This window comes from Nostocoides vanveenii, assembly GCF_039531165.1.
GTDB classification, from domain to species: Bacteria; Actinomycetota; Actinomycetes; order Actinomycetales; family Dermatophilaceae; genus Nostocoides_A; species Nostocoides_A vanveenii.
The window spans coordinates 21670-46433 of sequence record NZ_BAAAPN010000102.1; the positions used below are offsets into that span (position 1 = coordinate 21670).

The 24764-nt window shown below is 67.8% G+C and carries 20 protein-coding genes and 1 pseudogene; 9 read left to right on the forward strand and 12 right to left on the reverse strand.

From position 1 onward, the window contains the following. The first annotated feature begins 148 nt into the window (after nucleotides 1–148). The 5 genes from ABD209_RS17300 to ABD209_RS17320 all read left to right on the forward strand — a co-directional run bounded on the left by ABD209_RS17300 (nucleotide 149) and on the right by ABD209_RS17320 (nucleotide 6347). Nucleotides 149–1792 (forward strand): AMP-binding protein, encoded by a 1644-nt coding sequence (locus ABD209_RS17300; protein WP_344068608.1) that lies wholly within the window; start codon nucleotides 149–151, stop codon nucleotides 1790–1792. 156 nt (nucleotides 1793–1948) lie between these two features. After that, nucleotides 1949–2992 carry a hypothetical protein gene (locus ABD209_RS17305; RefSeq protein ID WP_344068611.1) on the forward strand — a complete coding sequence of 348 codons (1044 nt, stop codon included), beginning with the start codon at nucleotides 1949–1951 and terminating at the stop codon, nucleotides 2990–2992. Next, nucleotides 2949–4853: a sunset domain-containing protein gene (locus tag ABD209_RS17310; protein WP_344068614.1), complete on the forward strand. Its 1905-nt coding sequence runs from the start codon at nucleotides 2949–2951 to the stop codon at nucleotides 4851–4853. The genes ABD209_RS17305 and ABD209_RS17310 overlap by 44 nt, the downstream gene beginning before the upstream one ends. Before the next feature lie 109 nt (nucleotides 4854–4962). Further along, nucleotides 4963–5181 carry a hypothetical protein gene (locus ABD209_RS17315; RefSeq protein ID WP_324386251.1) on the forward strand — a complete coding sequence of 73 codons (219 nt, stop codon included), beginning with the start codon at nucleotides 4963–4965 and terminating at the stop codon, nucleotides 5179–5181. Between the two features lie 188 nt (nucleotides 5182–5369). Beyond that, nucleotides 5370–6347, forward strand: coding sequence for a pirin family protein (locus ABD209_RS17320; RefSeq protein ID WP_344068617.1), 978 nt, complete (start codon nucleotides 5370–5372; stop codon nucleotides 6345–6347). A gap of 68 nt (nucleotides 6348–6415) precedes the next feature. Here ABD209_RS17320 and ABD209_RS17325 read toward each other — a convergent pair whose 3' ends face one another. The 7 genes from ABD209_RS17325 to ABD209_RS17355 all read right to left on the reverse strand — a co-directional run bounded on the left by ABD209_RS17325 (nucleotide 6416) and on the right by ABD209_RS17355 (nucleotide 14954). Then, nucleotides 6416–6802 carry a hemerythrin domain-containing protein gene (locus ABD209_RS17325; protein WP_344068620.1) on the reverse strand — a complete coding sequence of 129 codons (387 nt, stop codon included), beginning with the start codon at nucleotides 6800–6802 and terminating at the stop codon, nucleotides 6416–6418. Between the two features lie 76 nt (nucleotides 6803–6878). After that, a complete protein-coding gene (locus tag ABD209_RS17330) occupies nucleotides 6879–7283 on the reverse strand; it encodes a cupin domain-containing protein (protein WP_344068624.1) in 405 nt (134 codons plus the stop codon). After that, complete coding sequence (narI, locus tag ABD209_RS17335) at nucleotides 7280–8038, reverse strand: respiratory nitrate reductase subunit gamma (protein WP_344068627.1); 759 nt, start codon at nucleotides 8036–8038, stop codon at nucleotides 7280–7282. The genes ABD209_RS17330 and narI overlap by 4 nt, the downstream gene beginning before the upstream one ends. A gap of 79 nt (nucleotides 8039–8117) precedes the next feature. Further along, the gene (gene narJ / locus ABD209_RS17340; protein ID WP_344068630.1) at nucleotides 8118–8825 is read right to left on the reverse strand and encodes a nitrate reductase molybdenum cofactor assembly chaperone; all 708 of its coding nucleotides are present in this window, start codon (nucleotides 8823–8825) and stop codon (nucleotides 8118–8120) included. Between the two features lie 3 nt (nucleotides 8826–8828). After that, nucleotides 8829–10490 carry a nitrate reductase subunit beta gene (gene narH, locus ABD209_RS17345; RefSeq protein ID WP_344068633.1) on the reverse strand — a complete coding sequence of 554 codons (1662 nt, stop codon included), beginning with the start codon at nucleotides 10488–10490 and terminating at the stop codon, nucleotides 8829–8831. A 1-nt stretch (nucleotide 10491) separates the two neighbouring features. Next, nucleotides 10492–14178, reverse strand: a complete 3687-nt coding sequence (locus ABD209_RS17350) for a nitrate reductase subunit alpha (protein WP_344068636.1) — start codon at nucleotides 14176–14178, stop codon at nucleotides 10492–10494. After that, the gene (locus tag ABD209_RS17355; protein WP_344068639.1) at nucleotides 14175–14954 is read right to left on the reverse strand and encodes a helix-turn-helix transcriptional regulator; all 780 of its coding nucleotides are present in this window, start codon (nucleotides 14952–14954) and stop codon (nucleotides 14175–14177) included. Before ABD209_RS17355 ends, ABD209_RS17350 begins: the two co-directional genes overlap by 4 nt. 140 nt (nucleotides 14955–15094) lie before the next feature. Between ABD209_RS17355 and ABD209_RS17360 the strand changes: the two genes are divergently transcribed. Continuing rightward, nucleotides 15095–16420 carry an MFS transporter gene (locus tag ABD209_RS17360; RefSeq protein ID WP_344068642.1) on the forward strand — a complete coding sequence of 442 codons (1326 nt, stop codon included), beginning with the start codon at nucleotides 15095–15097 and terminating at the stop codon, nucleotides 16418–16420. Between the two features lie 72 nt (nucleotides 16421–16492). Beyond that, complete coding sequence (locus ABD209_RS17365) at nucleotides 16493–17884, forward strand: MFS transporter (protein ID WP_344068644.1); 1392 nt, start codon at nucleotides 16493–16495, stop codon at nucleotides 17882–17884. Nucleotides 17885–18012: 128 nt separating this feature from the next. Here ABD209_RS17365 and ABD209_RS17370 read toward each other — a convergent pair whose 3' ends face one another. The 4 genes from ABD209_RS17370 to ABD209_RS17385 form a co-directional block, all read right to left on the reverse strand. Beyond that, nucleotides 18013–18840 (reverse strand): thioesterase family protein, encoded by an 828-nt coding sequence (locus ABD209_RS17370; protein ID WP_344068646.1) that lies wholly within the window; start codon nucleotides 18838–18840, stop codon nucleotides 18013–18015. Between the two features lie 52 nt (nucleotides 18841–18892). Then, nucleotides 18893–19111 carry a hypothetical protein gene (locus ABD209_RS17375; protein WP_344068648.1) on the reverse strand — a complete coding sequence of 73 codons (219 nt, stop codon included), beginning with the start codon at nucleotides 19109–19111 and terminating at the stop codon, nucleotides 18893–18895. Nucleotides 19112–19164: 53 nt separating this feature from the next. Continuing rightward, entirely contained in the window at nucleotides 19165–20484 is a 1320-nt protein-coding gene (locus ABD209_RS17380; protein ID WP_344068650.1) for a hypothetical protein, read from the reverse strand. Between the two features lie 78 nt (nucleotides 20485–20562). Beyond that, nucleotides 20563–21246, reverse strand: coding sequence for a hypothetical protein (locus ABD209_RS17385; protein ID WP_344068653.1), 684 nt, complete (start codon nucleotides 21244–21246; stop codon nucleotides 20563–20565). A 167-nt stretch (nucleotides 21247–21413) separates the two neighbouring features. On the opposite strand from ABD209_RS17385, the gene ABD209_RS17390 reads away from it, so the two are divergent. Together ABD209_RS17390 and pntB are read left to right on the forward strand one after the other, a co-directional pair. Further along, nucleotides 21414–22967 carry a Re/Si-specific NAD(P)(+) transhydrogenase subunit alpha gene (locus ABD209_RS17390; RefSeq protein ID WP_344068656.1) on the forward strand — a complete coding sequence of 518 codons (1554 nt, stop codon included), beginning with the start codon at nucleotides 21414–21416 and terminating at the stop codon, nucleotides 22965–22967. Further along, nucleotides 22964–24397 (forward strand): Re/Si-specific NAD(P)(+) transhydrogenase subunit beta, encoded by a 1434-nt coding sequence (gene pntB / locus ABD209_RS17395; RefSeq protein ID WP_344068660.1) that lies wholly within the window; start codon nucleotides 22964–22966, stop codon nucleotides 24395–24397. The genes ABD209_RS17390 and pntB overlap by 4 nt, the downstream gene beginning before the upstream one ends. A 53-nt stretch (nucleotides 24398–24450) precedes the next feature. Here pntB and ABD209_RS17400 read toward each other — a convergent pair. Beyond that, a pseudogene (locus ABD209_RS17400) lies at nucleotides 24451–24663 on the reverse strand (integrase core domain-containing protein); the annotation flags it as partial. Nucleotides 24664–24764: the final 101 nt, after the last annotated feature.

The window sequence follows — 24764 nt, forward strand, 5'->3', positions numbered from 1 at the left end:
CTTTTGCCTCGCTCTGTCGGTCCGGTGCTCGGTGCCCGCTCGGCGCGGTCGACGGACGGTGGGCGACACGGCATACGGAATGGGTTGCGAGCGGGGGATGGGCGCGGTGGGATGAGGTCAAGCCGCCTGTCGTCGCGAAAGGACACCGATGTCCGCCCCAACCGCCCCCTCTGAGAGCTCCCTCGCCCACGCCATCGGCGAAAGCGACCCGTCGCTGCTGACCACCACGATCAGCGCGAATCTCGACGCGACGATTGCGCGCTTCCCCGAGCGTGAGGCCATCGTTGACGTCGCCCAGGGCGTGCGACTGACGTATGCCGAGTTCGGCGCCGTCGTCGATCGACTGGCTCGTGCCTTGGTCGCGGCCGGCTATCAGGTCGGTGAACGGGTCGGGATCTGGGCGCCGAACCGGTATGAGTGGGTGATCGTCCAGTATGCGACGGCCAAGGCGGGACTGATCCTGGTCAACATCAACCCGGCCTATCGCAGTCACGAGTTGCAGTTCGTCCTGAAGCAGGCGGGGATCAGCCTGCTCATCGCGGTGGAGCGCTTCAAGACGAGCGACTACGCGGGGATGATCGACCAGGCGCGAGGTGCCTGTCCCGAGTTGCGCGATGTCGTCTTCATCGGCACCGAAAGCTGGGACGCGCTGCTGGCGCGGGCCGAGGAGGTGCCGGCTGACAGGCTGACGGAGATCGCTGACGGCTTGTCGGCCAGCGATGCCATCAACATTCAATACACTTCTGGGACAACGGGATTCCCCAAGGGCGCCACGCTCTCGCACACCAACATCCTGAACAACGGCTACCTCGTCGGGGAGATCTGCCGCTACACCGAAGAGGACCGGATCTGCATACCGGTGCCCTTCTATCACTGCTTCGGGATGGTGATGGGCAATCTGGCGGCGACGACGCACGGCGCCTGCATGGTGATTCCGGCGGCGGCCTTCGAGCCGGCCGCGACACTGGCGGCTGTGCAGGCGGAGCGATGCACGTCGCTCTATGGCGTGCCCACGATGTTCATCGCGGAGTGGGCGCTGCCGGACTTCGCGACCTATGACCTCAGCTCGGTGCGGACCGGCATCATGGCCGGCTCCCCCTGCCCGGCCGAGATGATGAAGAAGCTGATCGCGGCGGGCATCGAGGAGATGACGATCTGCTACGGCATGACCGAGACCTCACCGGTGTCGACGCAGACGCGCACTGACGACTCTTTCGACTTGAAAGTGGGCACCGTTGGGCGGGTTGCGCCTCACCTGGAGATCCGGGTGGCCGATCCGATCACCGGGGCGACTCTGGCGCGCGGCGAGGCCGGCGAGTTCTGCACGAAGGGCTACTCGGTGATGATCGGCTATTGGGAGGAGCCGGAGAAGACCGCCGAAGCCGTTGTCGACGGGTGGATGCGCACCGGGGATCTCGCGGTGATGGATCCGGACGGGTCGGTGCGCATCACCGGCCGGATCAAGGACATGGTGATCCGCGGCGGCGAGAACATCTATCCGCGTGAGATCGAGGAATTCCTCTACACCCACCCCGACATCGTCGACGCCCAGGTCATCGGGGTGCCGGATGCGAAATACGGTGAGGAGTTGTGCGCGTGGGTGCGCCTGCGGTCGGGTGCTCCGGAGTTGACGGCCTCCGCTCTGCGGGAGTTCTGCACGGGGAAGCTGGCGCACTACAAGATCCCGCGCTACGTCAAGCTCGTCGACGACTTCCCGATGACGGTGACCGGCAAGGTGCGCAAGGTCGAGATGCGCTCGCAATCTGCCCGTGAACTCGGCCTCGACGGGTAAGCGTGCTGCCCGGTTTGCGTCTCCCGCTGCTTTGGTCGGATTCCGCCTGACCTTGACCTCGCGCTGGGCACTAGGGTCTGCCGTAGGAATGGGTGTTCTGCACCCGCCGCCACCGCCGCCGCCGCGCCAACGCGGTCGGCAGAGTTAGGAGCCACGATGCCCCAAGGTCGCAACCTCGTCCTGTTGCTCATCTTCGTCTTGTTGGTCTTGGTGATCCTCTGGTTGCTAATCGGGTCGCTGAAGCGGCCACTGCCGAAGACCGACACCGCCCCTGCCGTGGGGGATCGCTATGACGCCGAGCGCGCGGCTGCCTGGGGCGGCACCGCGGATGATGCTCGTGGGCTCGACGCCGGTATGGCTGGTGATGCGGGGGCGGTCGGCGCAGGCGCTGTCGGCGCAGGCGCATGGGCGGCCTCGCGCGGTGAGGACACCTTCGAGGGCAGTGACGCGCCAGCCGCCGCCGCGTTCTCGGCCGAGGAGCGTGCCGCCGAGCAGGCCGACGGCTTCGACATTGGCGTCGACGGCGTGGTGCCGGACGGCCGGCTGGCAAGCATGGCTGACGGAGCGGGCATTGCCGCGGCCGAGGCGGAGGCGCGGGAGGCGCTCGAGCCCGTCGACGTGCCGGAGCTTGCCGACCTGAGCGTCGACCCCGACGACTTCGATCTGCCCGAACACGGCCTGCCCGGGATGACGATGGGTGACATGCCGGCCGGCGGCGGGCTAGACGTCGATGGGGCCTTGCCGTCGACGCAGTTGCCGGACGAGACCGCCGTAGATGTTGACGGCGTGGCGAGAGTGGACGGGTCGGATGTAGGCGCCCCTGCATGGGATGCGCCGGACGTGAGCGTTCCGGATGTGGATGTTGCTGCGGTCGATGTGCCCGCGGTGGACGTGCCGCAGGTGAGCGTTCCGGATGTGGATGTTGCTGCGGTCGATGTGCCCGCGGTGGACGTGCCGCAGGTGAGCGTTCCGGAAGTGGATATCGCTGCGGTCGATGTGCCCGACGTCACCGTTTCAGACGTGGATGTCCCCGCCGTGGACGTGGCTGCAGTGGACATGCCGGAAGTCAGCGTTCCGGATATGGACGTTCCTGCGGCGGACGTGCCTGACGCGAGCCTCCCGGAGGGGGGGCGTTCCCGCAGTCGACCTGCCGGAGGTGAGCCTGCCCCACGGCGACATTCCCGAGGCGAGCTTCGCTGACGGTGACGCCTCTGGGTGGGATGGTCGTGACGCGAGCCTTATGGATCTGGATGTGCCTGCCACGGACCTGCCTGCGGTGGACCTGCCCGAGGCCAGCTTGTCCGAGACCGAGATGCCTGAGGCGAGTTTCGCCGAGGGTGACGTGTCTGCCATGGATGTCCCCGAGGTGAACGTTCCCGATGTGGACGTGCCTGAGGTCGCGGTGGACGTGCCTGAGGTGGACGGGGTCGCGGTGGACGTGCCTGAGGTGGTGGACGTGCCTGAGGTGGACGAGGTCGCGGTGGACGTGCCCGAGGTGGACAAGGTCGCGGTGGACGTGCCTGCGGCGGACGTGCCGGAGGCCGACGAGTCGACTTTTGCTGTCCCCGAGGCGCACTCCGACTGGGTGGCCGAGGCCACCACGGGGCCGAATTGGGACGCTCAGGTGGACGTCACGTCCGAGACGAGCGACAACGCCCTGGGCGAGACCCGGGAAGCAGAGTTGTCCGCAACGGTTGCCCCCTTGCCCGCAGCCTCGGGTTCCGGCGAAGTGCGCGGTCGGCTGGGTTCGCTGGCCGCCGGCGCGGCCGGGCTAGCCGGCGCCGGAATCGCGGGCGCGGCCTCCCGCATCGCCGCCTTGCGGCGCGACCGTCAGGCAGATGCCTCCGCGGACGCAACCGAGGGTGACCCGCACGTAGCTACCGCCTCGCCCTTTGCGGACCCGTGGAATGCCAAACCCCCGGTTGCCGCGACTGATGACGCGGCCGTCCAGGGTGACGCGATGGACGACGATGTCCCGTCCCCCGGCGCGGAAGCGACCGCGGAGTCGTCGTGGACTGCTCCCGAAGGTGACGTCGTGACCGAGGAGTCGTCGTGGGCGGCTCCCGAAGGTGGGGCGGTCGCGGCAGGCGATGGCCTATCTGATGGGGACGTTGTCGCCGAGGAGTCGTCCTGGTCCGACGACGCCGTGGAGCCGTCGTCCCTGGAGGAAGTTGCTGCGGCGGTCGATACCGACGCGGTTGCGGAGGCCGGTGGCGTGAACCTGGTCTGGGACGGCGAGACGGTGAGCGACGCCGGCGACGCGGCTGCCGTGGAGGTCGCTGCGGGCGAGGGCGGTGATGTCGTGCACGTGGAGGAGTCGGCCTGGTCGGTCGACGCGCCTGCTGAGGACGCGGCCCCATCCGACGACGCGCCTGCCGGGGCCGAGGCCGACGGCACCTCGGCCGATGTTGCGCAGGTCGAGGAGTCGTCGTGGTCCGATGATGATGTCGAGCCGTCGTCCCTGGACGAGGTTGCTGCGGCGGTCGACACCGAGGCGGTGGCCGAAGCTGGCGGCGTGAACATGGTCTGGGACGGCAATCCCGACGCCTCCGCCGAATCGGTGGGCACGGATGCCGAGGTCCAAGCATGGCCCGTCGACGATGGCGCCGAGCAGCGTGTCGTTGAGGGCAGCGACGGCTCGGACGAGGTCCAAGCCTGGCCGGTCGACGACACGTCCTGGGCCGACGGCGACGCCGCGCGCGACGCAGATGCGGCGTCCGGCGAGGGCAGCGAGTCGGGACACGTGGGTGGCTACGGCGACCACGGCTACGGCGCGCACGAGGCGGCATCGGCATACGGCCCGCCGGACGACGCCGGCGACGCGGGCGGGGACAGTGTGGTGGTCCACGATCATGCCGTCATCGACGGCGGCTGGAGCGTAGGCTCCGCAGCTCCGATCGAGGATGGCTGTATGCCGTTGGGTCACCCGATCAAGGGCGTCTACGCCCTCGGGATCTACCAGGTGCCGGGATCGGGTTGGTATGACCAGACCACGCCCGATGTCTGGTTCCTCGACGAGGAAGCAGCGCAACGCGCCGGATTCCGGCGCGGCGAGGGCTGATCACCGGCTCGCAAAGGATGACGCAGGTCTCGGCGACACATTCGCCGGGACCTGCGTTTTGTGACATAGGCTGAGCCGGAGTTACCTGCTAGTAGTCAAGGAGACTGCAATGGCTCGCTACGACGCCGACACCACGACCATGGGCACCCTGCTCGACGACCCGGACGTGCAGGCGATCATGGAGAAGCACGCGCCCGGCGTGACGTCCAACCCGATGATCGGAATGGTTCGCGGCATGTCCGCTGCCCAGGCCATGGGGATGGCCGGCGCGATGATCGGCGCCGACAAGGTCGAGGCCATCAAGGCCGAGATCGACGCGCTCGTCTGACACCAGCCGAACTGCACACGCAGCACGCCGCCCGACGGACTCCTCGGGCGGCGTGCTGCGTTCCCGGCGACGTTGGCTGGCGTAGCCGACCGCGGTGCTGAAGGCGCCGGCATACGCACCGGGAATGAACTGGACTCCGCGCCCTGTTGAGCGGTATAGTTGAAACCGCAACTAAAGGAGTGAGTCGAATGCCTGCTGTCACCATTTCCGACTTCGCCGTACTGCCGAGCATCGAGCGGCCGGCGCCGACCGCGACGCGCCGTCCCGTCGTGTCGGTGACCTCTGCTCCCAGCGGCTTCGAGGGTGAAGGCTTCCCCGTCAAGCGTGCCTTTGCGGGCGTGGATCTGCGCCACCTTGACCCCTTCATCATGATGGACGAGATGGGGGAGGTGGAGTACGCGCCGGGCGAGCCCAAGGGCACCCCGTGGCACCCGCACCGCGGCTTCGAGACGGTCACCTACATCATCGACGGCACCTTCGACCACCAGGACTCCCACGGCGGTGGCGGACGGATCACCAACGGCGATACGCAGTGGATGACGGCCGGGGCCGGGCTGCTGCACATCGAGGCGCCGCCGGAGGAGCTCGTCGTCAGCGGCGGCCTCTTCCACGGCATCCAGCTGTGGGTCAACCTGCCGCGCGCCGACAAGCTCGTCACCCCGCGCTATCAGGATCTGCGTGCCGGCCAGACCGCCTTGCTCAGTTCCGCCGACGGCGGCGCGCTCGTGCGCTTGATCGCCGGTGACGTTGCCGGACACCGGGGGCCGGGTAGCACCCATACGCCGATCACGATGATCCACGCGACCGTCGCGCCCGGAGCGCGCCTCGAGCTGCCGTGGCGCGCCGACTTCAACGCCCTCGTCTATGTCATGAGTGGTCGCGGCCAGGTCGGGCCGCAAGGCACCCCGATCGGGGCGGGTCAGTTGGCGGTGCTCGGCCGCGGCGACGTCGTCGAGTTCTCTGCCACCGCGGACGCGGACGGCCGTGGCCAGCGTGGGCTCGAAGTGATGATCCTCGGCGGTCGTCCGATCAAAGAGCCGATCGCCTGGGCCGGGCCGTTCGTCATGAACACCCGCGCCGAGGTCCTCCAGGCCTTCGAGGACTACCAGCGCGGCGCCTTCGGCCGAGAGCTCCCGCACTCTGGCGCCTCGGCCCTGGCCGGCTGAGGCACCTGGGCCTGTCGACGGGGCTGAACCGGCCTCTCGACGGGGCTGAACCGGCCTCTCGACGGAGTTCAGGCGTGGGGGGTGCGGGCGAGGGCGTCGTCCCAGTCGGCGCCGCTCATCGCGATAGCCGAGGCCGGGAAGAGGCCATTGTCCTCGTGGTCGATGTGACGGCGCAGGTCGAGTTCGAAGGCCTCATAGAGCCCACGCTCGCCCCCGCGGATGCGGGCCAGTTGGTGATCAAGGACGCTGTGCTCGCCGCACAGCCGGTCGATCGTCTCGACGCACTCCTCCTGCTGACGCAACTGGGCAAAGAGGCCGACCTCCTCGGCCGCCGTATGGGGGTGCAGCAGCCGCTCCATCTGCGTCACCGCCGTCTGCACCGCCTCGGCGTCGCCGGCGTGGCAGGCGCTGCGCAGATCGGTGAGCGCGTTGACGATCGCGACGTGCTCGGCCATAAACCGCCCGATCAGATCGATCGACTCGCAGCCGCAATAGGAGCACATGAGGTGGCCGGTCCGGTGGGAGCGCGGGTCAGCCGGCGGCGACCGTGAGCAGCAGGACGCAGTCGCTGACCGCGTCCACCGCGTGCCGCTCCGGCGGGATGGGGACCAGCGAGCCGGTGGTCAGTTCCCAGCGGTCGATATCGCTGCGTAGCACAGCCTGCCCGCGAAGCGACTGCAGAGTCGCCGCCGGTGGCGAGTTGTGTTCCGGCAGGCCGGATCCCGCGGTCAACGCAATGACCGTCGCGCGAAGCAGCGGGGTCTTCACGACCAGGTGCGCGGCCTTGCCGCGAGCGTCCGCGTGGGCCCGCGCGACCAGCGCGTCGCCGAGTGCGGTCAACTCGTGCAGACCCGAGCCCTCACCGGGCGCGGGTTCCTGCCAGGGCGCGAGGGGCTCGGGTGCCGAGCTGCCGATCGAGACGCGTTCCGCGGTCATACCTTCTCCTGTGACTTCAGGCCGGGCTTGTCCCAGGTGCCTTGGGGAGCGCGCACGCCACCCGCGACCCCGGATCGCGCGTCGCGGCTGCGATAGACGATGTAGGGGCGCGTGAAGTAGCCGATGGGGGCGCTGAAGACGTGCACGAGACGGGTGAAGGGCCACAACGCGAAGAGCAGGAAAGCCGCGACCGCGTGAATCTTGAAGCCGATCGGGGCCGCCGCCATCAGCGCGACATCCGGGCGCAACTCGAAGATCGAGCGGAACCACACCGAGACGCCCGAGCGGTAGTTGTACTCGCCGCCGAACTGCAGCCAACTGCCGGCGATGGTGTTCCAAATGCCGAGGACGATGACGACGCCGAGCACGGCATACATGATCTTGTCGTTGATCGTCGTCGCGCTGAAGACGGGGCCGGTGGTGCGCCGCCGATAGACGAGGATGGCCAGCCCGGCGACAGCCGCGACCCCGGCGGGGATGCCGCCGGCCAGCGCGAGGATGTGGTAGATGTGCCGCGAGATGCCGACGGCGTCGGTCCACTTTTGCGGGATGAGCAGGCCGAGGATGTGACCGCCGATGACACCGAGCATGCCGAAGTGGAAGAGCGGGCTGCCGATCCGCAGCAGCCGGTCTTCGTAGAGCTGGCTGCTGCGCGTGGTCCAGCCGAACTTGTCATAGGTGTAGCGCCAGTAGTGCCCGACGACGAACACCGCGAGGCAGAGGTAGGGCAGGATGCCGAAGAGGAACCTATTCATTGGGGACCTCGCGAAGTAGCGGAGTCGGGTCCCACGCTCTGCGTGGGCCGAAGGAGCGAAGAACTTCGTGGGGCGAGGTTCATGAGACGGTGACTCCTACCGGGATGGTGGCGCCGAGGTCGATCGGCTCTGGGCGTGGGTTGAGGCGGGGGTCGAGCGCGTAGCCCTCGAGGCCCACCTGTTCGCTCGGCGGGCCCTCGGCGATCAGCCGGGCGAGGGCCTCCTCGTCGGTGCCGTCGAGTGTCGGCAAGGTGGTGCGGAAGGCCTCGATGACCGGCAGCCAGGCCGAATCCCGCTGGCGCAGACCGCGATAGAGCAACTCGATGCCGACGCGATGGTCACACAGCAGCTTCCAGGCAGCGTCGATGTCGACCATCGCCCCAAACTCCAGCACGACGCCGAGGTGGTCGGGTAGCTCCTCGTGCGCGAAGTCGGCGCCGGCGTCGCGATAGACCTGCTTGAAGCGCACCAATTCGACGCCACGCTTGCGGGTGTCGCCGCACGTGTAATAGGTCAGATAGAGCGCGCACCTGCGGGTGACGTCGAAGGTGTCGACATACTGGCTCTGCAGCCGCGCGAGGTTCTCCCACTCCAAACGATCGAGGTAGGCCGTCAGCCTGGCCCGCGCGTCCGGCGCCACATCGGCGAGGGCGTCGCGCAGGGCGGGGACACGGCATACGAGCTCGGGCGTGGGGTAGTCGAGAAGGACCGAGGCCAGCTGCCAGGTGGTGCGAATCTCCTTGGGGGACAAGGCAGGCGAGGTGCGGCGGTGGCGGCGCCAGAGCATGGCTCACTCCTTCCGATCGCCGGGGAAGATGCCCTCGGGCAGGCCCTTACCGTCCCAGTTGAGCAGGTTGACCCGCCCGCGCAGGGGGTTCTCGGCGGCGAGCTCGCTCAACGAATCGGCGCTCTGTGCCTCCTTGAGCACCCGGAAGTTCTCGACGGCGACCGGCGTGAGATTGCCCCGTCCGGACCCCTCGCCGAAGGAGCCCTGCTCGCCGCCGCCGAACTCCGAGACCGGACAGTCGGTCGCCAACTCCTCCAGCGCGTGCGCCTGCTCGGCGTGCGCGGTCGGTATGACATAGCGATCGGCGTATTTGGCGATCGCCAACAGCCGGAACATCTCGTACATGGCCTCCCCCGACATCCCCACGGAGCCCGGGATCTCCTCGCGCGGGTCGCGCCCGAGGTTGATGTCGCGCATATACGAGCGCATCGCGGCGAGCTTCTTGAGGACGCCGTTGACCGGCGCGACATCGCCGGCGGTGAAGAGATTGGCGAGATATTCCACGGGGATGCGCAGCGTGTCGATCGCGGCAAAGAGATTGCCCTGGTCCTCGGCGTCGTGGCCGGTGTCCTTGATGACGTCGACGACAGGCGAGAGCGGCGGGATGTACCAGACCATCGGCATCGTCCGGTACTCCGGGTGGAGCGGCAGCGCGACCTGGTAGTCGAGAATTAGTCGCTTGACCGGCGAACGCCGCGCCGCGTCGATCCAATCCGCCGGTATGCCGGCGTGCTCCGCCGCGCGCTGCACGGCCGGGTCCTCGGGGTCGAGGAAGACATTGCGTTGCGCCGCATAGAGATCGGTCTCGTTCTCGACGCTCGCCGCCGCGAGGACTGCGTCCGCGTCATAGAGCATCAGGCCGATGTAACGCAGCCGGCCCACGCAGGTCTCGGAGCACACGGTCGGGATGCCGACCTCGATGCGGGGGTAGCAGAAGGTGCACTTCTCGGCCTTGCCGGTCTTGTGGTTGAAGTAGACCTTCTTGTAGGGGCACCCGCTGATGCACATGCGCCAGCCGCGGCACTTGTCCTGATCGACCAGGACGATGCCGTCCTCGGTGCGCTTGTAGATCGCCCCACTCGGGCAGGACGCCGCGCACGAGGGGTTGAGACAGTGCTCGCAGATGCGCGGCAGATAGAACATGAAGGTCTGCTCGAACTCGAACTTGACCTTGTCCTCGATGCCCTTGAGCATCACATCCTTGGGGCCGTACTGCGGCGCACCGCCGAGGTCGTCATCCCAGTTGGCCGACCAAGAGACATTCATCTTCTTGCCGCTGATCAGCGAATGGGGCTGCGCGACAGGGAAGTTCTTCTGTTGCGGGGAGTTGAGCAGGGTCTCGTAGTCGTAGGTCCACGGCTCGTAGTAGTCCTCGATGGTCGGCAACTTGGGGTTGCTGAAGATCGACGCGAGCTTCTTCAGGCGCGATCCGGAGCGCAGGGTGAGCTTGCCATTGCCCTTGCGCACCCAGCCGCCCTGCCACTCCTCCTGGTCCTCGTAGCGGCGCGGGTAGCCGAGGCCGGGCCGCGTCTCGACATTGTTGAACCACACATACTCGGTGCCCGTCCGGTTGGTCCACGCCTGCTTGCAGGTGACCGAGCAGGTGTGGCACCCGATGCACTTGTCGAGGTTCATCACCATGGCCATCTGCGCCATTACACGCATGTCAGTACTCAACCTTCTGGTTGGTGCGGCGGCGGATCATGGTGACTTCGTCGCGGTTGGAACCAATCGGCCCGATGTAGTTGAAGAAGTAGGCGAGCTGCGCATAGCCGCCGATGATGTGGCTCGGCTTGATCATGATCCGGGTCAGCGAGTTGTGAATGCCGCCGCGCTTGCCGTCGCGTTCGGTGAGCGGGACGTCGATGAGGCGGTCCTGAGCGTGGTGCATATAGACGGTGCCCTCGGGCATCCGGTGGCTGACGATCGCGCGGGCCGCGACCACGCCATTGCGGTTGACCGCCTCGACCCAGTCGTTGTCCGTGATCCCGACCTTCGCTGCGTCGACATCGGACATCCAGATCGTCTGCCCGCCTCGGGAGAGGCTGAGCATGAAGAGGTTGTCCTGGTATTCGGAGTGGATGGACCACTTGTTGTGCGGCGTCAAGTAGCGCACCGAGACGCCATGCTCGTTCTGCTCGCCGATCGGCTTCTCCCCGAACAACATCGTCATATTCAGCGGTGGCCTATAGACCGGCAGGGACTCACCCATCCCGATCATCCAGTCGTGATCCAGATAGAAGTGCTGGCGGCCGGTGAGCGTGTGGAAGGGCTTGGAGCGCTCGATATTGATGGTGAACGGGGCATAGCGCCGACCCCCGGACTCCGATCCGGACCATTCCGGTGACGTGATGACCGGCACCGGCTGGATCTGAGTGTCGGCGAAGGTGATCTGCTTGCCTTCGTGCTCGGCCGCGAGATCGTGCAGCTGGGTCCCGGTGCGCTTCTCGACATTGGTGAAGCCGAGCGTCGCCAGGTGGCCATTGGTGGTCCCGGACAGGTGCAGGATCGCGTCGGCCATGTGGATATCGGTCTCCAACCGCGGCTGGCCGGCGCCGACGCCGCTGGCGGAGGTGCCATTGCGGTGGCGCAGGATCTCGACCTCACGCTTGACGTCATACGGAACGCCCTTGGTGAGCATGCCGACGTTCTCCATCAGGGGGCCGATGGACGTGAACTTCTCGTAGGTCGCCGGATAGTTGCGCTCCGCAACCGCGAGGACCGGCATCGTCTTGCCGGGGATGGGCTCGACCTCACCGGTGCGCCAGTCGAGGACCCGCCCGTGGACGGTCGCCATCGCCTCGGGGGTGTCGTGCCACAGCGGCTTGGCGACGACGTCCTTGCGGACACCGAGGTGATCGACGGCGAGCTCGGAGAAGCGCCTGGCGATCTCCTTCCACGTGTCCCAGTCGGTCTTGGATTGCCACGGCGGCGCGATCGCCGGGTTGAAGGAGTGGACGAACGGGTGCATATCCGTCGTCGAGAGGTCGTGCTTCTCGTACCACGTCGCCGCCGGCAGCACGACATCGGAGAAGAGCGTCGAACTCGTCATCCGGAAGTCGAGGGTGGTGAGCAGGTCGAGCTTGCCCTCGGCCGCCTGCTCGGGCCAGGCGATGCCGGCTGGCCGCTTGTCCGCGGGTGCCTCGGTCGCCGTGAAGGAGCCGTCGGTGCCGAGCAGGTGGCGCAGGAAGTACTCATTGCCCTTTGCGCTGGAGCCGAAGAGGTTGGAGCGCCACAGGCTGAGGATGCGCGGGTGGTTCTCCTCGGCTTCCGGGTCCTCGACGGCGAACTTCAGCTCACCCGACTTCAGCTGCTGGACGATGTAGTCCGGTGGCGTCATCCCGGCCGCCTCGGCCTCGTCGGCGAGGACGAGACTCGACTTGGTGAAGGTCGGATAGCTGGGCGCCCACCCGAGCCGGGCGGACTGCGCGACCAGGTCGATGATGCTCTTGCCCGCGAAAACGCCGGTGCCACAGTCGATGTCGTTGGCGGAGAAGGTGTCGTAGCGGTACTGACTGGTGTTGACATACCAGTAGGCGGTCTGGTTCATGTGCCGCGGCGGGCGGTGCCAGTCCAGGGCGAAGGCCATGTGCTGGAAGCCCATGATCGGCCGGATCTTCTCCTGGCCGACATAGTGCGCCCAGCCGCCGCCATTGCGGCCCTGGCAGCCGGTGATCGTCGTCAGCAGCAGCATCGAGCGGTAGATCTGGTCCGAGTGGTACCAGTGGTTGGTGCCCGCACCCATGAGGATCATGCCGCGGCCGCCGGTGTCGACGGCGTTCTGTCCCCACTCGCGGGCCAGGCGGATGACCTGCTGCGCCGGGACCGAGGTGTAGCGCTCCTGCCACGCGGGTGTCGCGGGCGCGTCGGGGTCGTCGTAGCCGGTCGGCCATGCTCCGGGAAGTCCTTCGCGGGCAACGCCGTAGTGGGCGAAGAGGAGGTCGAGCACGGTCGTGACGAGGCGGTCGCCGACCCGCTTGACCGGCACCCCGCGGGTCTCGTAAGCGACCTGCCCGTCGGCGGCGTCGAAGCGCGGGAAGCGCACGAGCGCGACGTCGTCGCGCACGTCATACAGGCTCAGGGCGGGCTCGAGCTCGCCGAGCTCGAGATTCCACTTGCCCCACCCCTCCTCGCCATAGCGGAAGCCGAGGGACCCATTGGGGATGGCGATCTGCCCGGACTCGGCATCGAAGAGCGCCGGCTTCCACATGGCGTTCTCGGAGTCCTTCTCCGGGATGTCGAGATCGCCCGCGACGAGATTCTTGCCCTGCGACCAGGTGCCGTCTCCATTGTCCTGCAACGAGATCAAGAACGGCAGGTCGGTGAACCGCCGGTTGTAGTCGACGAAGAAGTCGACCTGCTGGTCGGCGAAAAACTCCTTGAGCACGACATGCCCCATCGCCATCGCGAGGGCGCCGTCCTCACCCGGATTGCAGGTCACCCACTCGTCGGCGAACTTGACATTCTCGGCATAGTCCGGGGCGACGGCAATGACCTTCTGGCCGCGGTAACGGGCCTCGGTCATCCAGTGCGCGTCGGGGGTGCGGGTCAGCGGGACATTGGAGCCCCACATGATCAGGTAGCCCGCATCCCACCAGTCGCCGGACTCCGGGACGTCGGTCTGGTCGCCGAACATCTGCGGGCTGGCGTTGGGCAGATCGGCATACCAGTCGTAGAAAGAGAGCATCGGCGCACCGATGAGCTCGAGGAAACGGGCGCCGGAGGAGTAGGACACCGGCGACATTGCCGGGATCGGGGAGAACCCGGCGATCCGGTCCGGGCCCCAGCGCTTGACGGTGTAGACGTGCGCGGCGGCGACGATGTCGACGACCTCGTCCCACGTCGAGCGGACCAGCCCGCCCTTGCCGCGGGCGCTCTTGTAGCGCCGCGCCTTCTCGGGGTCCTGCACGATCGAGGCCCACGCGAGGACCGGATCGCCATACTGCGCCTTGGCCTCCCGGAACATCTCCAGGAGGACGCCGCGGACATACGGATAGCGAATCCTTGTGGGGGAGTAGGTGTACCAGGAGAAGGCAGCGCCACGCGGACAGCCGCGTGGCTCGTACTCGGGCTTGTCCGGGCCGGCGCTCGGGTAGTCGGTCTGCTGAGCCTCCCAGGTGATCACGCCGTCCTTGACGTAGACCTTCCAACTGCACGACCCGGTGCAGTTGACCCCGTGGGTGGAGCGGACGACCTTGTCGTGCGCCCAGCGATCGCGATAGAAGGCGTCGCCCGCGCGGCCACCCTTGGCATACATCGTCCGCTTGTCCGCGGAGACCTCCGCCTTGGTGAAGAAGCGGCGGGTGCCGACGAGGGCATCGGTCAGCGGGCCGTCGAGGCCGGTATCCGTCATGACGTGGGTCCTTGGGTCGAGAGGGTGGGCTGTGCTCGAGTCACGTTGCGGTGGAAGGGCGTTCGAGTGGTGAGCCGGGCCAGGCAGGTGTCTGGCCCGGTGAAGGGCTGCAGGCTCACGGTCAGGTCGTCCTCGCCGAGTTGCTCCATGGACCCGGCGATCAGACCCCGGTGAACCCCGCACACCACCTGCGGGTTGGTGTGGGCCAGGTCGAGGAAGGGGCACTTGTGCAGGGTGATCTCGGCGGTGCGTCCCTGGTCGACGGTGGCGACCTCGGGCGAGTAGCCCCAGTCGCTGAGATGGTCGAGCATTGCGCCGACCTTGGCCAGCCAGGCGCCTGGGGAGGTTGCCGGGCTGCTGGGCCCGCCGGGATCTACACGGTGTTTGGCCCAGCGTCGACCGGCGTCCTCGGGCGTCAGGATCGTCCCGGCATTGGCGCCGGCGAAGGCCTCGGCGAGAAGTTCGAGAAGAACCCGGTAGGCGTCCTCGGTCTCGCCGACTTCCAGTCGGCCGGGTTCGACGGCATAGATCTTCGACGGCCGGCCAGCGCCCGCGCCGCGCCGGGCCTCGACCGTGAGAATGCCGGCCACGACCAGTTGTTCGAGATGGAAGCGGACCGTCGTCACGTGCAACTCGAGCAACTCCGCGAGCGCGGCGGCGGACATCCCCGTTTCGCCGTGTTCGAGATTGGCGAGAGCGTCGACGATCTCGCGCCGCACCGGGGAGGTGAGCAATCTCGCACCGACCGCAGGGTCGCCCGAGTGGGCCACGCTCATCCCGACCTCCGTCCGGATATTAGAGGATCGATCTCATGTATATCACGGCCTTGGTATGCATGTGCTTAGTAGGTTCCGGGCTGACCTGCGTGTATCGTTCCAGATTTAGAGGAATCTATCCGGCAAATATGGAGCACAGCATGACCACCCAGGCACGCGGGGCAACCCGGGTCTTGGCCTTGTCCACCACTGCCTTCACGTTGATGTTCGCGGTCTGGCTGATGTTCGGCATCCTGGGCGTGCCCATCCAGAAGGAGTTCGGGCTCACCGACGTCCAACTCTCCTGGGTCTCTGCGGTCGCCGTCCTGAACGGCTCGCTGTGGCGGTTGCCGGCCGGCATCCTGACCGACCGGGTGGGCGGACGCCTGGTGACGATCGCGATGCTCTTCCTCACGGCCATACCGGCGTTCTTTCTGACCCGGGTCGGCAGCTATGGGGCATTGCTCGTGCTCGCCTTCCTCGTCGGCTTCGCCGGCAACCTCTTCAGCGTCGGCATCGCCTGGAACTCCGCGTGGACCTCGAAGGACCGGCAGGGCTTCGCGCTCGGCGTCTTCGGGGCCGGCAATGTCGGCGCGTCGGTCACCAAACTGCTCCTCGTCCTGTTCCCCGCGATCATCTCGGGCACGGCCGGCCATGTGTACTTCGGCATTTTCGACGGTGGTTGGCGGATATTCCCGGCGATCTACACGGTCGCTCTCATCGCCACCGGCCTGCTCGTCCTGTTCGTCGCGCCCCGCCAGGACCGCATTGCCGGGGCTGGCAAGCCAATCGGCGAGATGCTCGCCCCCTTAAAGCACGTGCGGGTGTGGCGCTTCAGCCTGTACTACGCGGCCGTCTTCGGTGCCTATGTCGCGCTGGCCGCCTGGCTGCCGAAGTACTACGTCGAGAACTTCGACATCCCGCTGCGCGAGGCGGCGCTGCTCACCGCGATCTTCATTTTCCCCGCGTCGCTGCTCCGCCCGGTCGGCGGCTGGTTCTCCGACCGCTTCGGCGCTCGCCGGGTCATGTACTGGACCTTCGGCGCCATGCTCGTCACCACCGGCATCTTGATGATGCCGAATGGTCACCTCGTCATTGCCCACCCGGACGGCACCCAGAGCAGCCACTTGGCGTATGCCATCGGCCTGGTCCCCTTCGTCATCCTCGTCTTCCTGCTCGGCTGCGCGATGGGCATCGGCAAAGCCGCGGTCTACAAGCACATCCCGGAGTACTTCCCCGACAACGTCGGCTCGGTCGGTGGCCTGGTGGGGATGTTCGGCGGGTTGGGCGGCTTCGCCCTCCCGCCCCTGTTCGCCTACACCAAGCAGTGGAGCGGCTTCCCGTCCTCCACCTTCTTTGTCCTCTTCGTCCTCACGGCTGTCTGCGCCGTATGGATGCACCTCACCGTCGTGCACATGCTGCACGAGAACTCGCCCACCCTGGCCCGGCACCTCGAAGCCCCGGCCGACGCGACGGCGAGCCGCTGATCCGGCCGGGCCACGCCGGCATCGGACCCCACAACCCGACCACGCGTCCATACGACAAGAAAAGGACCGACTATGAGTGCCGACACCCGCACCGGTGGTGAGTGGCTGCAAGCCTGGGATCCCGAGAACGAGGAGACCTGGGACAAGGGCCTGGCCTGGAAGACCCTCTGGATCACGACCTTCTGCCTGACCCTCGCCTTCATCGCGTGGTTCCTGCCGAGCGCGATCATCCCCAAGCTCAACGCCCTGGGCTACACGTGGACCAAGAGCCAGCTCTACTGGATGGCGGCGATGCCCGGCCTCGCCGCGGGCCTCTTCCGGCTGTTCTGGATGGTGCTCCCGCCGATCATGGGGACCCGGAGGATGGTCTCGCTGAGCACGCTGCTGCTCATCGCCTCGACCCTCGGGTGGGGCGTGCGGGTGCAGCACCCGACGGCGCCCTACTGGGAACTGATGGTGCTGGCCTTCCTCGCCGGCATTGGCGGTGGCGTCTTCTCCGGCTTCATGCCCTCGACTTCCTTCTTCTTCCCCCGGCGCATGCAGGGCACGGCGCTCGGCCTGCAGGCCGGCCTGGGCAATTTCGGTGTCTCGGTCGTCCAACTCCTGACGCCCTATCTGATCGCCATGTCGGGGCTGGCGATTTTCGGTGGCTCGCAGGTCCTCAAGACCGCCGGCAAGCCGGACAAGTCGGTCTATTTCCAGAACGCCGCGTTCGTGTGGATCCCGCTGATGATCATCGGCGGCCTCCTGGCGTGGACCATGCTCAAGTCGGTCCCGATCAAGGCGAACATCAAGCAGCAGTTCGACATCTTCTCCAACCAGGACACCTGGTGGATGACGGTGATCTACATCATGACGTTCGGGACGTTCTCCGGTCTTGCCGCGCAGTTCGGCTTGCTCATGGCGAATCTCTACGGCTCCGGCAGCGACAAGGTGGTCTCCGGAACCGGCGCTGCCGCAAAGGTTCTCATCGAGGGGTATGCCGTTCCCGACCCCGTGAAGTACGTCTTCCTAGGCCCACTCATCGGGGCCGGTGCGCGGGTCGTCTTCTCTCCGTTGACCGACCGGATGGGCGGGGCCAAATGGTCGCTCGTCTCCGGCATCGGACTCATCGCCTCGATCATCTACACCATCCCGGCGCTTTCACCGGACTACTCCTCGGCGGCCGCGCTCAAGGGCGACTTCACGCAGTTCCTCTGGGGCATGCTCGCGATCTTCCTCTTCTCCGGCATCGGCAACGCCTCGACTTTCAAGCAGATGCCGATGATCTTCGAGCGTCGCCAGGCCGGTGGCGTCATCGGCTGGACCGCAGCCATCGCCGCCTTCGGCCCGTTCTTCTTCGGCGTCGGCGTCAACCTACTCGGCCCAGTGGCGTTCTACTGGATCGGCGTCGCCTGGGCGATCATGTGCACCGCGATCGTCTGGATGCGCTACGCCCGGCCGGGAGCGCCCAAGCCCAGCTGAGCCTGTGACGGCCTACGGCGGCGTGCCACGTTCGGTGGCACGGGTGTCTGTGACGGGGTCCTCGCGAAGTATCGCAGCTGGGTCCCACGCTCTGCGTGGCCGGAAGGAGCGGAGAACCTCGTGGGGTGTCAGCCGAAGATGGTGATCGTCTGCCGGGAGATCGCGACCGCCTCGCCGGCGGGAGTGAAGACGGTGGCGTGCGAGTGGGCATACCCGTGGTGGGCGGCATCGGTGCGCACCTCGTACCACCACTCCTGATTGCCGTATGCCGCCGGGTCGGCCAGCATCTCGATCGTCCAGGTGAGCGTGCCCATCGCCGCTGGACGCCGGAGCATCTGCCCGGGGGCGGGCGGCCAGGCATCGATGAGCGCGATGACGTGCGGGAGGGTCATCGCTGCCGGGGGGTTGCGAAAGCTCATGAACCCCGCGAGATCGCCGTCCGGTGCTCCGGAGAACGGGACGCGACCGCGCGCCAGCCGCATACGGACGTGGGTGAAGAAATCGGGGACGATGCCAGGCAGATAAGGAATCTCGGGCAGGTCGGCATCGGGCGAGGCGATGGCCGTCGGCGTGGGACGGGGGAGTTCGACGCTTGACTCGCGCTCGGTGCCGAAGGACGCGAGCATCACGGCAGCGACGGCGTCCTCGCCGGTGCGCGGGTCATGCTGACGGAGCCGGATCTCGACCTGCGTGACGGAAGTGCCGCGGCGCAGCAGCTCGCTTTCGAGCCGGGCTGGTCCGGCGGCGACCGGCGCGACAAAGGAGATCGTTGCGGCCCGGAGCGTCCCACCGTCCAGGTCGTAGGCGCCGAGACCGCGGGTGATGAGCACGCCAGCGACGAGGCCGCCGAAGGTGGCCCGGCCCTGCCCCCAACCGGCGGGGATCTCGATGTCGGCTGCGCCCGCGCTCTGGGCGAAAAGCAGATCCAGGGGATGGGTTTCGGCAGGGGCGGTCACGAGGTCACATCTTGCCCGACGTGGATCCACACTCGACGCAAAGTGGACAGCGCTAGGGCGTGGGAGGAGCCAGGGCATCGCCAAGTTCGGGATGGGCTTGTCGGTAGAGCACCCCGAGGCGGTGGTAGAACCACTCACCGCGGGGGGTGACGACGACCGCCGACCCTTCGATGCCGGTAGCCGTGTAGCGCAGTGGCCGGGCCCGGTCGGGGCCGGCGGGGTCGACGACGAGGAGGTCGCCGGCATACGACGATCCGCCCGCGGAGACCACGAGGCGGCCGTTTGCGAGCGGGGTGATCGCGAGCAGCGGACCCTGCTTCTTGCTCAGCGTGGTGAAGGGGGGCGCAGTGCCGCCGCCGCGCCAGTCCGTCGTCGCCGGATCGATGACGGCCAGGTCGCTCCCGCCGCCGAAGTAGAGCAGCCGTCGGCGCCGAAGGCCATGCCCGAGACGCTGCTTCGGCCTGGGAGCGGGAGGTACTGGACCTCGTGCGTGACGAGGTGGTAGCGCACGAGGCGGGAGCTGTCCGGCGCGGGGCCGTTGTCGGGCGGGTCGGCGTTGGTCCCGACGTACACGCAGCCGCCCGTCGCCGCGGCCGGTCGGGTGGCGATTGCGCTGACGCCCTGCCCGGCGATCGAGACGCGCGTCGGCTCGATCAGGCCGGCGCTCATGTCATAGATGCAGAGCCACCCGTCGGCGAGTTGGCTGCGCCATAGGTCGCGACGGCCACCTTGCCGGCGCCGATGTCGGCCATCGTGTTGGGACGGGCCTGGCCGGCTTCGATACGCAAGGGTGAACTGGGGTTGCGGGCCGGCCGCGCACGAGGTCGGACGAGCCGGATCCCAGCGTGAGAGTTGCGCGCCCCCCGGGTAGGTCCCGATCGCCAGCACCCCGCTCGCGGTCGCGGCAAGACTCTCCACCTGACGCGGCTCGCCGGCACAATCGACGCCTAGGACCGCGGGCCGGTCGGGGAATCTCGGGTCGACGTCGATCAGGGACGGGCTGAAGAAACTGGTGGCCGCCAGGACATGCCGTCGCCCACTGATGTCGGGACCGAGGGCGATCACCCCGAGCCGCCGTCGGCCGATCTCGATCAGTGGGCCGCGAATCCCTTGGGCGGGAATGGTTTTGGTGGTGAATATCGCTGGGTCGGACGAGGCCGGCCCGGCGACGACGAGTGTGCCGTCACTGCGATAGGTCACGCAGGCGCCGCGCCCGGGCAGCCAGCACGAGGTCACGGGCACCTGGCCGAGGGCCGCCGCGCTCAGGTGAAGCGTCCGCGTTGCCGGCAGTGCGTCCGGGTCGAAGACATCCAGCTCACCGCCCGCCCCGCGGTAGGTGACCGCGCCCGGCCCGAGCGCCGCCGGGCCACCCGCGCTGGGTCCGGCGGGCGAGAGGACGGCCGCGCCGGGGAGCGTGGCGGTCGGGGTGCCTGTCACGCGGGAGCCGGCGTGGGCGAGGCGGAAGACGACGGTCCGGGGGTTGCCGGTTGCGGGCGCGAACGAGGCATAGAGATAGTCGCCGGCGACTCGGGTCTGGATGACGCGTGCGGCCTGGGTGACGCCGTCGGGCCAGAGCGTTGCGAGCGAGCCGTCGGGGTGCCGGACGGTCAGGCGGCCGGACCCATTGCCCGAGCCCATGAACACGGCACCGCCCCAGGTGCCGACCGCCCAGGCCTGGGTGTGATCGGTGGCGGTCTGGCCGGTGGCGACCAGGACCGTGCTTCATCCCCGGCCGCCCGGGCAGGCCGCGTCGGTCAGGCACCGGAGCGCCAGGACTTGGCCGGCGCCGGTGCCGACCTGAGGGGAGCGGGTCGCGACGAGCAGGCGGTCGGTGGGCGCGTCATACGTCAGGTCCAGCACGTCCAGTTGCGCGCCGCCGGCGGCTGCCGGCAGGGCGATGACGCTCATCGCCCGCGCGAGCGGGTCGATGACGACCAGCTCGCCGCGGCTGGTGCCGAGGACACCCCGTCCGTCCGGAAGGCGGATGGCCGCGCGGCTGGTGCGTTCGAGGGTGTCGGCGCAGGCCGGCCTGGACCGGGCGAGGTGCGATTGATCGGCGGCGCCGGCCCGGGTGACCTCGGGATCGACCGCACTGACGTTGACCATGCCGCCGATCGACGTCGTCATCGTGACCGAGAAGGTGGTCTCACCTTGCCCGGTCACTGCTGCGGCGCGGACGTCGGCGGGCAGGGCCGGCATGGCCACGGGCATCTCGGCCGCGGGCCGGAAGTCCGGCCGGCCGGCGGGCGTCGGTTCGGGCGTGGTGGTCGGGGCGGGCCGGCCGGCCGAGGTCGCGGACGGTGTCGGTCTCGGCGCGGGCCGGCTCGAGTCCGCCGCGCAGGCGGGAAGGAGGATCACCACGGCTGCGCCCGCCGCGGCCACGGTTGAGCGCAGCCGGCGGAACACCGCGTCAGCACACGAGCCGTGAGCAGCCTGGTCGGCATCCCGTCGGAGGGGGATGTCACGGAAGACACATGCTGCCGAGGCGTTGCGTGCGTCTCACCGTCAGCGGGCTGTCGGTGGGACTCGGTAGGTTCGGGCGTGGAAGCTTCAGCACTGCCGAGAGGACCGCTGTGCGCATCGTCGTGCCCAAGGAGACGCGGCCCGGGGAATCCCGGGTCGCGGCGACGCCCAAGACCGTCGAGCAACTGATCAAGCTCGGGTATGACGTCGCGGTCGAGTCCGGAGCCGGCCACGCTGCCGCCTTCGAGGACGGTGCGTATGCCGCGGCGGGTGCCGCCGTCGTGCCGGCCGAGCAGGCCTACAACGGCGACATCGTCTTCAAGATCAACGCACCGAGCCAGGAAGAGCAGGGCAGGCTGCGGCCGGGCCAGCTGGTGATGTCCCTGATGGCGCCGGCGCTGAGTCCGCAGCTCGTCGAGGCCCTGACCGCACGCGGCGTGACGGCGATGGCCATGGACGCCGTGCCCCGCATCTCGCGCGCGCAGGCACTCGACGTCCTGTCTTCGATGGCGAATATCGCCGGCTATCGCGCGGTGATCGAGGCGGCCAACGAGTACGGCGGCCTGTTCACCGGGCAGGTCACGGCGGCCGGGAAGATGCCGCCCGCGCGGGTGCTCGTCGTCGGTGCCGGTGTCGCGGGGCTGGCGGCCATCGGCACGGCGAACAGCCTGGGCGCGGTCGTGCAGGCCTTCGACGCCCGGCAGGAGGTCGCTGACCAAGTCGAGTCGATGGGCGGCGAGTTCCTGCGACCGGACCTGACCGGGCTGGACACCGGACCGTCGGCCGACGGCTATGCCAAGGAAATGGGAGCGGAGTTCCAGGAGCGCACCACCGAGCTCTATCGGCGGATCGTGCCAACCGTGGACATCATCGTCACGACGGCGCTGATCCCGGGGCGGCCGGCACCGCGCATCATCGACGAGGACATGGTCGCGTCGATGAAGCCGGGCTCCGTCATCGTCGACATGGCCGCCGCGAACGGAGGCAATGTCGCCGGCTCGGCCGCAGATCAAAAGGTCGTCACCGCCAATGGCGTGAAGATCCTCGGCTACACCGACCTGCCGGGGCGACTGCCGACGCAGGCCTCGCAACTCTTCGGCACCAACCTGGTCAACCTGATGAAGCTGCTGACGCCCGAGAAGGACGGGCAGGCCGTCCTCGACCTCGGCGATACCGTCGTGCGCGGGATGACCGTGGCGACCGGCGGTGAGAAGCTGTGGCCTCCGCCGCCGGTGCAGGTGTCGGCGGCACCGGCCGCCGCGGCGAAGGCCGTCGCCGTCGAGAAGCCGGTCAAGGCGCCGATGTCGCAGACCAAGCGGCTCGGGCTCATCCTCCTCGGAGCGCTGCTCTTCCTCATGCTGGCAGCCTTCTCGCCGGCTCCCTTCCTCGGCCACTTCATGGTCTTCATGCTCGCGGTGGTCATCGGGTTCTATGTCATCGGCAATGTCCACCACGCCTTGCATACGCCGTTGATGTCGGTGACCAATGCCATCAGCGGCATCATCATTGTCGGGGCGTTGCTCCAAGTCGGGCACCCGGGGAAGCTGTGGGTCTCGGTGCTCGCGTTCATCGGGGTGCTGGTCGCCAGCATCAATGTCTTCGGCGGCTTCACCGTCACCGACCGAATGCTCGACATGTTCAAGCGTGAGGACACGGCCCGATGAATATCGCCTACACCCTCGTCCAGGGCGCCTATATCGTCGCCGGACTGCTCTTCATCCTCGCCCTGTCCGGGCTCTCGAAGCACGACACCGCCCGCATGGGCAATCGATACGGCATAGCCGGTATGGCGATCGCTCTCGTCATCACGATCCTCGCCGCGACCGTCGGTCTCGAATACGGCGGCATGCCGGTGGGCACCGAAACGGGCTGGCGGGGAGTCGTTTTCATCCTGCCGGCGATGGTCCTCGGTGCCCTGATCGGCGTCACCGTGGCCCGCCGGGTCGAGATGACCCAGATGCCCGAACTCATTGCGATGCTGCATAGCTTCGTCGGGTTGGCGGCCGTGCTCGTGGGGTGGAACTCCTCCTATGAGACCGCGGTCGACTATCCGAAGGTGCACGACGTCGAGGTCTTCGTCGGCGTTTTCATCGGCGCCGTGACGCTGACCGGGTCAATTGTCGCCTATCTGAAGCTCTCGGCCAAGATGAAGAGCGCGCCGCTGATGCTGCCGGCCCACAACCTGGTCAATCTCGGCATCATCATCGCCTTTGTCGTGATGACGGTGACCTATGTCGCGATCCCCCTCGAGAAGGAATTCTTGCGGCAGAGCCTGCTCGGTGTGATGACGCTGCTGGCGCTTTTCCTCGGCTGGCACCTGGTCGCCTCGATCGGCGGTGGCGATATGCCGGTCGTCGTCTCGATGCTCAACAGCTACTCGGGGTGGGCCGCTGCGGCAGCTGGCTTCCTGCTCAACAACGACCTGCTGATCATCACCGGCGCCCTGGTCGGATCGTCCGGCGCCTATCTGTCCTACATCATGTGCCGTGCGATGAACCGCTCCTTCGTCTCCGTCATCGCCGGCGGCTTCGGGGTGGAGGGCGGCACCGTGGCGTCCGACACCGACTACGGCGAGCACCGCGAGATCACGGCCGAGGGTGCCGCGGCGCTGCTGACGGATGCGCAATCGGTGGTGATCACGCCGGGATACGGCATGGCGACCGCGCAGGCGCAGTATGCCGTTGCCGACCTGACCCGGAAGCTGCGTGACAAGGGCGTCAATGTCCGCTTCGGCATCCACCCCGTCGCTGGGCGCCTGCCCGGGCACATGAACGTCCTGCTGGCCGAGGCCAAGGTGCCCTACGACATCGTGCTGGAGATGGATGAGATCAACGACGACCTGCCCGACACCGACGTCGTGCTGGTCATCGGGGCCAATGACACCGTCAACCCCGCCGCGATCGATGAGCCCGGATCGCCCATTGCCGGGATGCCCGTGCTGCACGTCTGGGACGCCCACGACGTGATCGTCTTCAAGCGCTCGATGGCCACCGGTTATGCCGGCGTCCAGAACCCGCTCTTCTTCAAGGAAAACACCCAGATGCTCTTCGGCGACGCCAAGGCCGGGGTCGAGGACATCCTGAAGGCGCTGTAGCCGGCCACCTCAACTTTCCCGCCCTGGGGTTGACCCCGTTTGACGGACATCGCTTATGCGGCTTGGGCCGCGGTGGTGGTCCGGTGCTCGAAGGCTACCGGGCTGATGTTGCCGAGGGCGCTGTGGCGCCGGCGGCGGTTGTACACGGTTTCGATCCACTCGCTCACGCCGAGGGTGGCGGCGGCTCGGGTGGTGAAGACATGGCGGTGGTAGTACTCGGTCTTCAACGTCGACCAGAAACTCTCCTGCTGAGCGTTGTCCCAACATTAACCGGCTAATCGCAGCGGATTTCTTTCCGGTTCGGCCCTTTTCGTTGTTTGCCTCACATGGCGGTCGGGTGTGTCGCGGTGTCGTCGATCAGGGCGGT